12 protein-coding genes and 1 tRNA gene are annotated in these 13,836 nt (G+C 53.9%); 12 read left to right on the top strand and 1 reads right to left on the bottom strand.

What is annotated here, in order from left to right; translation table 11 throughout:
* Positions 1–27 precede the first annotated feature (27 nt).
* Positions 28–447, bottom strand: coding sequence for a VOC family protein (locus MLD63_RS14135; RefSeq protein ID WP_255330559.1), 420 nt, complete (start codon positions 445–447; stop codon positions 28–30).
* A gap of 83 nt (positions 448–530) precedes the next feature.
* Here MLD63_RS14135 and ychF point away from each other — a divergent pair, with 83 nt between their 5' ends.
* From ychF to MLD63_RS14075, 12 genes are all read left to right on the top strand, one after another.
* Positions 531–1,628: a redox-regulated ATPase YchF gene (gene ychF, locus MLD63_RS14130; protein ID WP_255330558.1), complete on the top strand. Its 1,098-nt coding sequence runs from the start codon at positions 531–533 to the stop codon at positions 1,626–1,628.
* Positions 1,629–1,905: 277 nt separating this feature from the next.
* Positions 1,906–1,995, top strand: a tRNA-Ser gene (locus MLD63_RS14125).
* Between the two features lie 162 nt (positions 1,996–2,157).
* On the top strand, positions 2,158–3,537 hold the full coding sequence (locus MLD63_RS14120) for a tyrosine-type recombinase/integrase (RefSeq protein WP_255330557.1): 1,380 nt from the start codon (positions 2,158–2,160) through the stop codon (positions 3,535–3,537).
* An 11-nt stretch (positions 3,538–3,548) separates the two neighbouring features.
* The gene (locus MLD63_RS14115; protein WP_255330556.1) at positions 3,549–4,499 is read left to right on the top strand and encodes a DUF2971 domain-containing protein; all 951 of its coding nucleotides are present in this window, start codon (positions 3,549–3,551) and stop codon (positions 4,497–4,499) included.
* A 490-nt stretch (positions 4,500–4,989) separates the two neighbouring features.
* Entirely contained in the window at positions 4,990–5,193 is a 204-nt protein-coding gene (locus MLD63_RS14110) for a helix-turn-helix transcriptional regulator (RefSeq protein WP_255330555.1), read from the top strand.
* Positions 5,194–5,733: 540 nt separating this feature from the next.
* On the top strand, positions 5,734–8,034 hold the full coding sequence (locus MLD63_RS14105; RefSeq protein WP_255330554.1) for a phage NrS-1 polymerase family protein: 2,301 nt from the start codon (positions 5,734–5,736) through the stop codon (positions 8,032–8,034).
* Positions 8,035–8,848: 814 nt separating this feature from the next.
* Positions 8,849–9,658: a hypothetical protein gene (locus MLD63_RS14100; RefSeq protein WP_255330553.1), complete on the top strand. Its 810-nt coding sequence runs from the start codon at positions 8,849–8,851 to the stop codon at positions 9,656–9,658.
* 195 nt (positions 9,659–9,853) lie between these two features.
* Positions 9,854–10,267 (top strand): hypothetical protein, encoded by a 414-nt coding sequence (locus MLD63_RS14095; RefSeq protein ID WP_255330552.1) that lies wholly within the window; start codon positions 9,854–9,856, stop codon positions 10,265–10,267.
* Positions 10,268–10,537: 270 nt separating this feature from the next.
* Positions 10,538–11,146: a hypothetical protein gene (locus MLD63_RS14090; protein WP_255330551.1), complete on the top strand. Its 609-nt coding sequence runs from the start codon at positions 10,538–10,540 to the stop codon at positions 11,144–11,146.
* Positions 11,147–11,453: 307 nt separating this feature from the next.
* Positions 11,454–12,644, top strand: coding sequence for a hypothetical protein (locus tag MLD63_RS14085; protein ID WP_255330550.1), 1,191 nt, complete (start codon positions 11,454–11,456; stop codon positions 12,642–12,644).
* Entirely contained in the window at positions 12,637–12,984 is a 348-nt protein-coding gene (locus MLD63_RS14080) for an STAS-like domain-containing protein (RefSeq protein ID WP_255330549.1), read from the top strand. Before MLD63_RS14085 ends, MLD63_RS14080 begins: the two co-directional genes overlap by 8 nt.
* Before the next feature lie 18 nt (positions 12,985–13,002).
* Complete coding sequence (locus tag MLD63_RS14075) at positions 13,003–13,437, top strand: hypothetical protein (RefSeq protein WP_255330548.1); 435 nt, start codon at positions 13,003–13,005, stop codon at positions 13,435–13,437.
* Positions 13,438–13,836 lie beyond the last annotated feature (399 nt).

Below are 13,836 nucleotides of genomic sequence, written 5' to 3'. Positions count from 1 at the left end.
CCGGTCACCCGACCGGTGCAATCACAGCTATGCCGAAGCTTGCGCCATCAGCATCCAGTTCGTGCCGAAACGATCGGTCAGCATGCCGAATGCCGACGAAAAGAATGTCGGCCCCACCTCCATCCTCACGTGACCGTCGGGCGACAGCGCCTCGAACACACGCCCGACCTCGGCGCGATCGGGCAAGGTCACGGCGACCGACATACCGGCCATCGGCTCGCCGCCGAATTGTGGAGGCATGTCGGCACCCATCAGGCTCGCCCCGTCCGGCAGACCCAGATGCGCGTGCATGATCCAGCCTGCCTGTTCGGCCGGCAGTTCCATCGCCGCGCCATCGGGCATGTCCGAGAACGCCATGAGATCGACCGTCCCGCCGAAAATGACGGCATAGGTTTCGAACGCCTCGCGGCATTCGCCCTGAAACGAAAGGTAGGGGGTGAACTGCATGCCTGGGTCCTTTCCGTTGGCCGGGCTGGACTTGTGCCGGCCCCAGCCTTAGGTAACCGCCGGATCGAGGAAAGGTTGCAGATATGGGCTTTCGCATGGGGATCGTCGGGCTGCCGAACGTCGGCAAGTCGACGCTGTTCAACGCATTGACGAAAACCGCCGCCGCGCAGGCTGCGAACTTTCCTTTCTGCACGATCGAGCCGAATGTCGGCGAGGTCGCGGTTCCCGACACAAGGCTGGATACCCTTGCCGGGATCGCGCAGTCCAAGCAGATCATTCCGACGCGGATCACCTTTGTCGACATCGCGGGACTGGTAAAGGGCGCGAGCAAGGGCGAAGGCTTGGGCAACCAGTTTTTGGCCAACATCCGCGAGGTCGACGCGATCGCGCATGTGCTGCGCTGCTTCGAAGATGGCGACGTCACCCATGTCGAGGGTCGCGTCGATCCCATCGCCGATGCCGACACGATCGAGACCGAGCTGATGATCGCCGATCTCGAAAGCCTCGAACGGCGGCTCGCGAACCTCGCGCGCAAGATCAACGCCGGTGACAAGCAGGCCAAGGAAGACGCGCGGCTGATGAACGCCGCCCGCGAGGCGCTGGAAGCGGGTCGGCCCGCCCGCAGCGTCACTGTGGCCGAGGATGACCGCAAGGCCTGGGGCATGCTGCAACTGCTGACCGCGAAGCCCGTTCTCTATGTCTGCAACGTGGCCGAGGACGAGGCGGCGTCGGGCAATGCGCTGTCCGCACGCGTGGCCGAAAAGGCTGCGGCCGAGGGCAATGCGCATGTGGTGATCTCCGCCCGGATCGAGGAAGAGATTAGCCAACTCGATGCCGAGGAGCAGGAGATGTTTCTGGCCGAGATGGGGCTGGAAGAGGCTGGTCTCGACCGCCTGATCCGTGCGGGCTACGACCTGCTGGGTCTGCAGACCTATTTCACCGTGGGTCCGAAGGAAGCCCGCGCCTGGACGATCCGGAAGGGCACGCTGGCCCCCCAGGCCGCAGGCGCGATCCATGGCGATTTCGAAAAGGGCTTCATCCGCGCCGAGACGGTCGGCTACGACGATTACGTCGCGGGCAGGGGCGAGGCCGGAGCTCGCGAAGCGGGCAAGCTGCGCGTCGAAGGCAAGACCTACGAGGTCAAAGACGGCGACGTGCTGCACTTCCTGTTCAACGCATAGGCATCAGGACGCGCGGGAAATCACGGGGCGATCTCATCCTCTTCGGGGATTTTCGCATCATCGCGATCATCGCGTCTTTGATGGCTTCGCTGCAACCGGTGACGTAAGTCGCACAGACAGGCGCGCGAATCTAAACACGGGCGCGCTACACAAAACCTATTCCAATAGCGCAACGTCCATACGCGTCGACGCGTCCCGACCCTCCTGGGTCATAGCGACCGTCAGTACGCCAACTTTGTCCTTTTGCTCTGGTCCCGACCCTGCTAGACCGCGCGGCGGAGTGGTGGCCGAGTGGTCGAAGGCACACCCCTGCTAAGGGTGCAGGCGGGAAACCGTCTCGAGGGTTCGAATCCCTTCCACTCCGCCATCATCATGTTGCCATTTGTGGTGATTGGTCCATGTTTCTCTGAAAATTCAGCGCATTGCCTGTTAAGGTAGTGAACCCCCGTTGCCGTGCGTTGTGAGCAGAGGCTAGAATTCTGGCGGGCTGATTGGTGGGCCGGAGATTCTAGGCATGACAAAAGCTAAGTTGAACGCGCTTGCGGTGAAGCGTGCAGAGCATGACGGCAGCAAGGGTCATCGGCTAATCGCGGTCGGCGGGGACGCCAAGGGGCTGTATCTCCAAATCACAGCCAGTGGGTCAAAATCATGGATTCTGCGTGTGGTTGTGACCGGTAAAAGGCGCGAATTCGGCTTAGGCGCTTATCCTGAAATCGGACTTGCCGATGCGCAAGAATTAGCAATGACGCAGCGAAACGAATTGAAGCGCGCAGTAATGGCTGGCCGCGATCCGATGGCGGAACGTGAGGCGTTAAGAGAGGCTGTGAGGGCCGAGAAAGCCGCTGCGACAGCGCCGAAGCTGATCACCTTCCGTGAAGCCGTCCGGGCATTCTGCAGCAAGGATGCGGGCCAACTGGACGGGCTTTCAAACGCGAAGCATCAGGCGCAATGGGAATCGACCCTGATGGTTTATGCGGTCGGGGAAAGCGATCCGAGACGAAGGGCACCGCGCAACCGCACAAATCGCAAGGGTATTGGCGCGGATGGTCTGGCCGACATTCCGGTTGCCGAAATCACCAAACACGATATCGCACGCGTTCTGGAACCGATCTGGAATGATATCCCCGAAACAGCACGCCGGGTACGGGCACGGATCGAGGCTGTCATCCGATGGGCAGACGGCAAAGAGGAACGGGACCGGGCCAATCCGGCGCAATGGTCCGATCTGAAACACCACGGCGCGTTCGCCACGCGGCGCGGTCACAAGCAAAAGGCGCTAGTGCGCCAAAAGGCCCATCATCCTGCCCTGCAAGTGAAGGACGCGCAGGCGTGGTTTACCGATGTGCATAATCGGCCCAGCATCAGCGCGCGGGCGCTGGAATTCGCTGCACTGACCGCATGCCGATCGCAAGAGGTTCGCGGGGCGCGTTGGGGGGAATTCGAGGGATTAGACGGTGACGCGCCGATTTGGACAGTACCCGGCGAGCGGATGAAAATGGGCGAACCGCATAGGGTGCCACTTTCAGATGCAGCTTTAGCCGTCCTGCGCACTGTTCCCCGTCATCACGGCACTGACCTGGTTTTTGTCGCACCTCGCGGCGGCGCATTGGGCGACATGGCCCTATCGAAAACGATGAAGGACCGCCATGCGGTTCAGGTGACGCTAGACGGCGTTGGCTGGATCGATAAGGATAACGGCCGTATCGCAACACCACACGGCCTGCGCGCGACGTTCCGCACATGGGTACAAGACGAAACCAGCTTCCCCCGCGAGTTGGCCGAAGCGGCGCTTGCGCACGTTTCCGGCGATGAAGTCGAGCGGTCGTATGCGCGGGGTGATGCACTGGCAAGGCGGCGCGAATTAATGAACGCATGGGCCGATTTTCTGTCATTTCGCCGAATAACTTAACGGGGAATAAGATGATTTTTAGCGATGATCAATTAATCTACTTGAACGTGTTCAGTCCTGAAATAATCAAGAAATATAACGACGTTGAAAAAAACAATAAACGCTTTGTTTATTACACATCTGCCGAGACAGCGCTAAGGATAATAGATAATCAAGAGATCTGGCTTCGAAATACTACAGTAATGAATGATTTCTCGGAAATTCATTATGGCGTAGAACTTGTTTACTACGCTCTCGAACACGATGATTGCGAGTTTTTTCGCGACGCAATCAATGAGATCTCTCCGAGCGCAACACATCAACTTATTAATAGCTTGAAAGAGCACGTTACTGATTGGCAGCACGAGACCTACATCGCTTGCGTATCAGAACACAGAGACGAGGAAGACAATAGCGGACGCCTTTCCATGTGGAGGGCGTATGGTAATACGGGATTGGTTGTTCGAAACACACCACTCGTTTCTGATACAACCGCTCTACAGGCGTTCTCCGTCCCCGTTCGATATCAGTCACGCTCAATTTTTCTAGAGGATTTGAGGGGTGTGTGCAATCGCATCCAAGAGCACGAGAAATATTACGCTGTTAACGCTGATTTATTATCTATTCACATTTTTCACTACCTTTTCACTGTAGCGCTTTCCAGTAAGCACCCAGGATTTCAAGAGGAACTTGAATGGCGAATTTTCTATCGGCCGAATGAAGCGGAATCATCTGCAATTACAGGACGTGTTGTTGTGATTGACGGTGTCCCACAGAAAATCTTTGCAATCCCTCTGGTTAGCGATACCTCGAAAGGCTTGATTGGTACAGATGTTGTGGAGCTCGTTGATCGGATCATAATTGGACCCACCGAGTATCCTTATGTATCCTATAAAGCCTTCTGCGAAGCGCTAGAGAAGCACGGCGTTAAAGACACGTGGAAAAGAGTAATCGTCTCAGATATTCCACTTCGAAGTCGTTGAAATACAATGGCTAATATTTCTAATATCGCTCGAGAAGTTGGCGCTATCAACGCTGCAAAAAATAATGACTGGAATCTCTTAGCGCGATTGATTGAACAGGATGTACCGCTTGGCACCGTCGCTCGATCGATGATCGCCGCGAAGCTGACAGGAAGTATTAGGGCCAAACGCGGCACTAAATCAGATGCTTCGACGGTCCGTCGCAATCAACTGTTATATCTAGAATTCGTCGCTTTGCGCGCTTCTGGCGAATGCCCGTCAAATGATACTGCTTACGCTACACTTGCCAGCCGCGACAGTCGATCACGATCGACGGATGCTATACGAAAAGCCGTTGCGTCTGGAAAGCAAACTATAGGGCCTACAATGCGATGGGCGCTGGACACTGGCTGGAAGGACTAAGGCGCTAATTAGCTTCCATGTATTTCTTTTGCCTTACGTGAATAATTGTAATCAATGGTGGGCATACCTTACGGATCGAGGATGCCCGATGACACAGCAGCACATTACAAAGGCCGAATACCTGTCGGATAAGCAGGTCGCCGCACGATACAGCCTCAAGAGCCGCGAAGCCGTGTGGAAGTGGTCCCGCAAAGGCACATTTCCCAAGCCCATCAGCCTTTCGCCGGGCTGCACACGGTGGAAGCTTTCTGATCTGCAAACTTGGGAAGCCGAGTGCGAGGCGGCGCAATGAGGTTGTGGCAGAACGCTTGTCAGCCGCTGAAGCTGGCGGACCAACGGTCGGCACTACAGGTTTGAAGCGCTTTGGAGAATCGCCAGAGTATCACTGTGCCCGCCTAACGGCCCATCAACTGAAAGAAGAAGGCCTTACCCTGATGAAAACAATAGGGCCTTCCCTTTCCTCTGCGGCAGACACCCTGAGGTGAACGTAGCGTTCCGCGCACGGCTCAATCGGCAACAAATGTGAGTTGAATATAATTACAAAAGCAATCGAACGTCGATATCTAAAGATATTTTCATTGACGTGGCGCACCTTTTCTCGTCAGTCATCTAATCTGCCGCCATGGATTTGGTGGACGCTAGGGGAAGCCTGTTGAGCCGAGTGGTTCGGAAAGCCGAGGGAAAGCCCCGGCATGCGCGCCTTAGCGGGCAAAATCAATTGGCAAGAGGAATCCCAAAATTGTCACGGAATAAATTCGTTTTGAACTTGAGTGGGTTAGTTGCCTATCCACGCGTCTTCCAAAATGGATTGACCCAAAGCGTCCCGCTTACCATGCAGCCATACCGTCAATTCGTCGTTTGGAGATTGGAGTACCGTAACGGAAACCCGAAAGCTACCAAAGTTCCTTACGATCCAAAAACAGGCATCCGGGCCAGTTCGACTGATCCGACCACATGGGGTTATCTATCCGACGCTCAACAGCGCATGGAACAGGGCGGCTATACTGGAATCGGTTTTGTGTTCGCCGAAGATGATCCGTTCTGTTTTTTAGATTTTGACGATTGCATAGATGATACCGGAAATTGGATCGATGGCACATCGTTGTGGAAACTGTTCGAGGGATCGGCTTGGGAAATTTCACAATCAGGCAACGGATTTCATGTGATCGTCACGACGCGGGATAAAGCGGCGCTTTCCCGGCATGTGAACAAGTGGCGCAGGCCGGACGGCGGCATGAATGAGTGTTACGGATCGGGCCGGTTCGTCGCCTTCGGCCCGCACGGCTGGCAGGGTGAGCCGCAGCCCGCTGATACAATGCTGCAGTGCTTCGTGCCGCTGCGGTCAAGAGGCGGCGCGGACCCGCTGGAATGGCGTGACCGGGCAATAGACGGCTACGACGGCCCATCGGATGACGACACCTTGCTGCGCCGGATGCTGAACAGCCGAGGCGGTGCGGCGACGATCTTCAAGACAGCTGCGCCCTTCCGCGCATTGTGGGAAGGTGACACGGTTGAATTGAGCAAGTTCCATCCCGACGCCAGCGGGAAGGGAAAGCCGTTCGACCACAGTTCCGCAGACATGGCGTTGATGAACCATCTTGCGTGGTGGACCGGTTGCGACCATGCGCGCATGTGGCGGTTGTTCAAGCGTTCCTCCTTGTATCGACCGGAGAAAGAAAGAACGGCCCTGCGCGCACTCGACAAGGCCGCATCGGAGAAGGCCGCAAGGGGAAGTTATCTCAAGAGTCGTGAGCAGCGAATGAAAGAGGCGGGCGCAATCGGTGAAGGTGAACGGCTGGAACTGATCACGCCGAAGATGACGCTCGACGAGATGAGCGAAAAGCTAGTGTTCATTCGCCATGGCAACGGGGTTGCTGATCGGACTCGACGAACGGCGCAAAAGATGGAGAGCGCTCGCACGGATTATTCGGCATCGAAACACGAAATCGAGACCGGAAAGATTGACAAAGAAACGGGATTGCCTGTTCTGAAAACAGTTTCGACCTTTGAAACATGGCGGCAATCTGAAAAGCTAACTGTAGATCAATTAACCTGGCAGCCGGGCGAAGATCAATTTTGCAAGCCCCTTGAAGAGCATGGGATAGCCTTCAATACATATCGACCATTGTTGCTTGGAGCCGCCCCTAAAAATTGGAAAGAATGGATCAATCCTTTCGTTAGTTTGGTAGAATTCCTTGTTCCGATGGAAGCCGAACGAAATAGATTTTATCAATGGTTGGCACATATTATACAGCGGCCATTTGAGTTACCGCATACTTGCTACCTGTTCTTTACACCCGCGCATGGCACCGGACGGGGAACGCTGGCCGAAATGCTTGCCCGCGTGTTTAAAGGTTACGCCGCGATCGGCGTAGCGCCAGATATGGCGATCACCGATGGCTTTAATGGCAGGCTTTCGCGCAAGCTGATTGCGACAGTCGATGAGGTTCGCGAAGGTGCAAGAAATCCGCACTCAAAAGAGGCACAGGCGTTCAAAAGCCGCGTGAATGAGTCCAATCGGCATATCAATCCGAAGTTTGGTATTCAATCGGTCGAGAAAAATTGCATGCGCTGGCTATTTTTTTCACAGCACGAAGATGCGCTACCGTTCGACAATCACGACCGGCGCGTGATCGTAATTGCCAACCCAACCAAAGCAAATTCGCCGGAATGGTATAGTTGGCTGCACCAATACCTTGAGGGCGGTGCGATCGAACAAGCATTCGTTGCATCGGTGCAGCAATATCTGGCATCTTTCGATCTCACCGGCTTCAATCCTGGCGCTCATGCACCGATGAATGAAGCAAAGCGCAGGGCGATTGCGGCGATGGAAAGCGAGGCACTGCGGGCGGCGCGGCAGTTCGCGGCCACATGGGGCGAGGGGCTGGCGACGACCGCTGATCTGCGCGCGTTCGTGGGCGATGACGACTGGCCGTCACATTCGCGGGGCGCATCCGATTTAATCAAGGCGGCGGGCATGATGGCAGGCAAGAAAGTGACGATCGACAGAAAAGCCGAAAAGCTACTGATCGTAAATCCGAACGGCTTTCCGCCTGACTTTGTGCAAGGCTGGCCAGTGCACGAAATTGCGGCGATTATTCGGCGAGGTCGCCAAAGTTTTGGTAATTCTTGACAATCCAACCACATGGCCGTGATTTCGGGGGCTACGGCCCCCTTTTTCGGGCCTGCGAGAACCCGCAGAACCCGTAGAACTCAACCTCCATGGTGCCCCGAGATAAACAAACCAAAAAGCTTCACGGAAGGGAAGCTACGGAAATTGGGTTCTATGGGTTCTTTGGGTTCCCGCCCTAGGTGGCCGAAGAATTCGAAATCTGAGCGGATACGAGTGATCAGCGCAGGGTATGGCGCTGCCTCACACTGTAGGCCCCAGGTCCGACACCCTCGCAGCCGCCCTTCAGCGCATCACACAGGCGCCTCCCGAATGTCCCTAACTGCGAGAACGGCGACAATCCCGCCCCATCCGATCGCCCAGACATAGGGGCCGATTTAAGATAGACACGCAGCGCTGTGCCCGACTTTCGTCGCGCCTATCAAAGCGGCCCTTAGGACACCACCGCGCCTGACTCAGCCAAGCTAGAGGCGAGACAACCACAATGCCACCGAGACGTGTCTTGATCGAGCCTGTCTCACGTCCATGGGCATCACTGAAAATTCAAGCGGACGGGCCATCTGCTGCACAACATTGATTCGCCGTGCAAACTAGGAACAATTTTTTGCAGCCCACCATCTTGCCCGCCGCTTTGGCTAAGATTGTTGCCCGTGGGTGACATGGTATTTTCCCTAATCGACGCGCGAAGGCTCGAATAGTCACCGATAGCATCAAATACCGGATTAGCAAAGTTATGCCGTTAACAGAGATTTCGTTGCCATAAGGCGAGTCTTGATCCTATCTCATTGAAAAGTAGCTCAAACATAGGAAGCGAAAGATGAACGCGTCGCTTAATATACATTTACCAAAAGCTTATGATCATGGACCGTCTTATTCTGCTCAGGTCATTAATAAAAACGGAGCAGTCGTGAACTTTCGATCACCGCACGGAAATGCCGGATCGTATGCCACGGCGAATGTTCAGTCGGAAATCAGTGATTTGCAATCGCTTTCGGTTGCGACTGCTAACCTTGCGGATGATCTAGCGGAACAAGTTGAAGAAATACGATCTGAGAAACTGCCGCAGCGGGTTCGCGAAATTGTCGCGAAACATCTGAAACCGATTTACGCTCGGGCGTTACGATCGGCGCGAAACTATCAGGACCGTTATCTGATGGAACAGTCCGCGCGAGAAACGATCACAGCGTCGGATAACCCTGCGATCGACGCACACACTCTCGCAATTTGGCGTGACCTTGATTTAGCAGGGAAGCTGAACGCGCTGCAATCCTGGGACCGCCAAGGTATCTTCGCAATTGCTCGCGTTGGTCAGAAGCTGTCCAGTCTTCCCAATGAGCACTGGAAAGCTGTGATGGAACGGGTTCGGTATTGGAATTATCGGACCGGCTTAGCCGACGCAGAAAAGAATCCCAACTTCCGGGTGAGTCCGAGCCCGCAACGCCCTCTCGCTTACGGGGTCGATCAGCTAAAGGTCGATCGGGGATTCTATGACATGGAGAATATCGCGAAGCAGCAAGCCACAGTTGTCGAGGATGCAGGCCGGTTCCTTTCAGACACTGTTGCTATTGCGGCTGTTTGTTGCGGCATCACCATGTCGGACGCCTGGCAAATGCTTAACGATGCCTGATGTCAGCCGCAGTCTATGTGCCGGGCGGGCGGTCCATTTGCCTGCCCGGCAAACCCTACCGATCGGAATTGTGCAACATGCGTTCGGTGTGAGCCGCCCTACGGTCAAGCGCTGGCGCGACAAGCACGGGTTCCCCCTAGGACGAGACATAAATACTGCCGATCTGATCGGATGGATCGAACGGCACGCAATCAGATGGCAATGGCTGGAATGACGGCAGACTCCCCTAAATCACCCGAGATTCGAGATGATCGGGGAAGGTTTGTGACAAGTGCCGGACGCAAGCCCGGTTCGCGAAATCGCGTGTCTCAGCAAGCAATCGCTGAATTGCGGAGCCTCTCGGATGATGCGTTCCGCGCATTGCGCGAGAATGTCAGTCGCAATGACCAGCGCGCCGTCGAATTCATCCTGAGTCGCGTCCTTCCATCTGGACGACTTGTCGAAATGGACCTGACAGCCGAAGGAATATCGGAAGCGGTTGCGGAAGGTGAGGTCACTCTTAATGAACTAAAGCAGATTGCCGGTGCGGCTTCCGCGTTGAAGAACATCGGCGAAATTGATCAGATGCGGCGGGATATAGAAGAACTACGAAAGCTATTGTGCGGCTAAGTCGATGACCATCACTCAAATTCGACGAGAAATTACTAGGCTAAAATCCATCGCTCGGCAACGGCAGGTGACGGACTGGTATGAACGTAGGCTATCGACGGCGATCGAAGATTACTATTCAGAGAATACTCGCTTGAGAACGCTTGGAGTAAATGTCTATAGCTACTTGATGAAGTACCCCAAGCATCGAATGCCGCCCCAAGAAATTAAATCGGAGTTTAAGCACCTATTTCCAAGTATGCTGGATCAGACAAGCATGTCCGACCCAGAATGGCGCTCTTACTGTGGCGCGCTTGCGAAGGTTCGCTATCAAATGAAGCTGGGGCGTTGGTCAAAGATATAACGATGGGAAGCATATCACAAATCGTGAGTGGTCGCAGGTTAAGCTTCACCGTTCCTGGGTGCGAATTTCGACGTGTATATCTTGTTAAAGGCAATTGCTCCCTCGATTACATACTAAGTGACTGTGGGCGATGGTATCTGGACCGAATAGAAATCTATTCTGCGGCCACGGTGCTTAGAGAAAAGAATATCGGCAAGTCACATGAGTTACTAATTGATATGCATAGCCGGACCAGATTTGAAGATGATCAGAACGGCAATTCACTGCTAATTCTTTCTCCGATGGACCTTCTGTCGTTGTGCTGCCGTGCGTTTGATTTCTATCCCGGCTGGAGCAATCAGCGTCATGCTGCCTGGCAGGATCGGCTGACCACACAGCTTGGCAACGATAGCATCGAAGCGCTGCGCGCCGCATTCGACGCGATCTTCGATGCATTTGATGTGTTGAGCGGTGAGCGTGGTTATTACGCCGCTAGAGTACTACATCACCATGCGGTCGAAGTTACAGCCATAGGCGGCAGCGTACGGCGTCGCTAGCATCGGACGTTGATCGCCCGAGGTGCGATCTACTGCTTCGTCGCATCTAGCGATAAAGATGCGCTCTCATCTTTTTTCCTGTTCGTCTATGAGGTTAAAGACTGTTCTATTGTCAGCAGTTGGTTGACGTGAACTCATTAAATGCGCCAATGCACCTTTGGACTGAGCGGAAATTGTCTGTTGACCTCCCGATTTGCACGTTGGACCATCGACGGGCAAGCGCGGACTGAACAATATTTTGCCGAAATTGAGTCTACGTTCGGATTAGTTGTCTGTAATTAGCTACTGAAGTAAAGAGCATGAGCATATGAAAAAACTATCTCAACGCCAGAAGCGGCTTCTAATAAAAAGAGCGGTCAATGGCAACCGAAAACATATCTTGCGCCTGTATTCGTCGCGACCTACTGTTGAAGGTTCAACTTCGATCATATTGTTGAACGGAGAATTCCACAGAGTAAAAGTCAGAGGTGTCGCTCGGCATCCGCCTAGTAGCTTAGATTTCGAGGATAACTACCATTCAACATTAAGCTATCTTGAATCACTTAGAAAGAATTTTGCCGTTCGCAAAAATTCCAAAATGGGATGGGTCTTTCGCGAATCTTGGCCCGGCGGGGGGTTATACATAAGGGATTATACCGACTATTCTAAGATTGAAGGTATATCGACAAGCGCCGCTCTCGTATTGACTGCTGAGTACGATCGAGCGCGAGAGTTAATCAATTCCACCCCGCCCGCTATTGATCTGCACAAGTGGAACAAGCGTGTATTTACCGCGTTGTTTGAGCTAGGATTCTTTGAGCTTCTTGGTCTTTCCGAGGACGTGGGTATCAAATACTCGACTTCCGGCGATCTAAGGACAATGCGAATTGTATCAGGAAGTTCGACCGAAGAGTTAGCTCAAGCAAGCAACCAAATAATGGAGTTGAGCAAGTTTATATATGGGGAGGTTGGTTTACCCAGCAAGTATCTCAAGGAAGTGACGACCGCCATCTGCGAGGGATTGAGTAACGTTACAGGCTGGGCTTACCCGTCAAATTACCGCTTTAAGTATTTACCTGTTGGTCGCTGGTGGGTGACAGCATCCGCGCACCGCGTTAACCGGACCTTAACGATTGCGCTTTATGATCAAGGCGCATCTATCCCTGTGACCTTCGCTGCTAAGCCGACAAAATCTCTGCCAGTTCGATTGCTGTCATTTCTTCAGAATGCACTTAATTCGACGGAGGCTGAAGAGTACGCAAATGATGCGGCTTATATCGAAGGCGCGCTACGCTTTGGAGCCAGCAGTACGGGCCTTGACAATCGAGGCCAGGGGCTCCCGCAGATGCGTGAGTTGATCGATTTCGTCGGTGGAGGGTCAATTTCGGTCTTGAGTCGGGCCGGAAGATGCTCATATGAGCACGGTGGGGGGGTCGTGCGTGAGTCGTGTGGAACGTCCGTCGGTGGCACTTTGGTCGAGTGGAGGCTGGCGCTGCCAGCGATAGCTGAGGATGGCTGAGCCTATGCATCTTTCGATTGCCAGCGAATTCAGCCCTTTCCCCGCAGGAAGGGTGGAAAGTGATGGGCCCTTCAACGGCTCAAAATTTCGGGAGACGCTCTTGCTTCCCATGCTCAAGCAAGCGCTCACGAATCAAACCTCCGTGATCGTCTCGCTCGCTGGGGTGATGAGTTTTGGTTCGTCGTTCTTCGAAGAGGCGTTCGGAGGAGCTGTCCGAAGTTTAGAGTTGCCGACCCATAAAGCGCGATCATTAATCAAAATCGATGCTGGAGAGGCTGAGAACGAGCGATATCAGCGCTTGGTCGAGAAGCACATCCTAAAAGCCGCAAAGAAATTTTAACTGTCTTGATTCTCAGCAATGCAAATTGCAGCGGTCTTTATTAGTTTTCTCCTCGGCATCTTAGCGACCGTGTTCGTTCAACCATGGCTTTCTAGAATCCAGAACGATATCAGCTCAATCGCTGATTTGATGTTTGATATCAACAAGCTTGAAGATCTAGCAATCGAATATTGGTCACAGTCTGGTGGTACTGCTGAGGCTCGCAAACTAGAAAGCCAAATTCATGGTGGATTTGCGGCAACGACCCATTTCGACTATCAAAGAATATGCGGATCTCGCACCGACCAATTTCGTAATCTCGACTTGGAAATTCATGACGAAATTACCGGCGGTAACTTTGAGGGGGCCGATCGAGCGCCGGAGTATGCTCGAATAATCTCGATCCTTCACAAGACCCACGAAATGAAGTTCTTATTGCGTGAAATTAAGCGAAGCCAGTATTGGTTCAAATAGCGCCTGCTAGTTAAGCTGTGATCTGACGTACTTGAGGTGGCGAGGCCCGACGCTTCATGGCGGAAACGTCAGAAAGGTGGGCGGCGCGGTGGGCGGCTTGCATTGATCTTAGAAAACACTCTTTTATCAAGCGATTAGAGCAGACTTCCACTCCGCCACTTGCCCTCGCGAAAGCGTTCTCCCTATCCGGCTGCGGCCGGATTTTTCCGTTGTTTTCGAGGGTTATGCGGGACGGGCTGAGCACTGGCCCCTGCGCCGGGGGGCCTGAAAGCGATCTCTCCGGGCCGAAATTCTCCGGACCTCATGACTGCGCGGATTTGGTGAATTACTCGTAAGTTCTTGTGGAAGCGTAGGAATTCCAAGCCACTGAAATTGCTTGGATTGAAGTCGCGTTTGCGT

This window comes from Paracoccus albicereus (assembly GCF_024359525.1).
GTDB classification, from domain to species: Bacteria; Pseudomonadota; Alphaproteobacteria; order Rhodobacterales; family Rhodobacteraceae; genus Paracoccus; species Paracoccus albicereus.
The sequence above is the reverse complement of the archived record's forward strand: the minus strand, read 5'-3'. Positions and strand labels throughout refer to the sequence as shown.

What these genes read in the sequence shown, in the direction of transcription:
- MLD63_RS14135 (WP_255330559.1), bottom strand. Translation starts at nt 447, where the DNA reads ATGCAGTTCACCCCCTACCTTTCGTTTCAGGGCGAATGCCGCGAGGCG.
- ychF (WP_255330558.1), top strand. Translation starts at nt 531, where the DNA reads ATGGGCTTTCGCATGGGGATCGTCGGGCTGCCGAACGTCGGCAAGTCG.
- MLD63_RS14115 (WP_255330556.1), top strand. Translation starts at nt 3,549, where the DNA reads ATGATTTTTAGCGATGATCAATTAATCTACTTGAACGTGTTCAGTCCT.
- MLD63_RS14110 (WP_255330555.1), top strand. Translation starts at nt 4,990, where the DNA reads ATGACACAGCAGCACATTACAAAGGCCGAATACCTGTCGGATAAGCAG.
- MLD63_RS14105 (WP_255330554.1), top strand. Translation starts at nt 5,734, where the DNA reads ATGCAGCCATACCGTCAATTCGTCGTTTGGAGATTGGAGTACCGTAAC.
- MLD63_RS14100 (WP_255330553.1), top strand. Translation starts at nt 8,849, where the DNA reads ATGAACGCGTCGCTTAATATACATTTACCAAAAGCTTATGATCATGGA.
- MLD63_RS14095 (WP_255330552.1), top strand. Translation starts at nt 9,854, where the DNA reads ATGGCAATGGCTGGAATGACGGCAGACTCCCCTAAATCACCCGAGATT.
- MLD63_RS14090 (WP_255330551.1), top strand. Translation starts at nt 10,538, where the DNA reads ATGGCGCTCTTACTGTGGCGCGCTTGCGAAGGTTCGCTATCAAATGAA.
- MLD63_RS14085 (WP_255330550.1), top strand. Translation starts at nt 11,454, where the DNA reads ATGAAAAAACTATCTCAACGCCAGAAGCGGCTTCTAATAAAAAGAGCG.
- MLD63_RS14080 (WP_255330549.1), top strand. Translation starts at nt 12,637, where the DNA reads ATGGCTGAGCCTATGCATCTTTCGATTGCCAGCGAATTCAGCCCTTTC.
- MLD63_RS14075 (WP_255330548.1), top strand. Translation starts at nt 13,003, where the DNA reads ATGCAAATTGCAGCGGTCTTTATTAGTTTTCTCCTCGGCATCTTAGCG.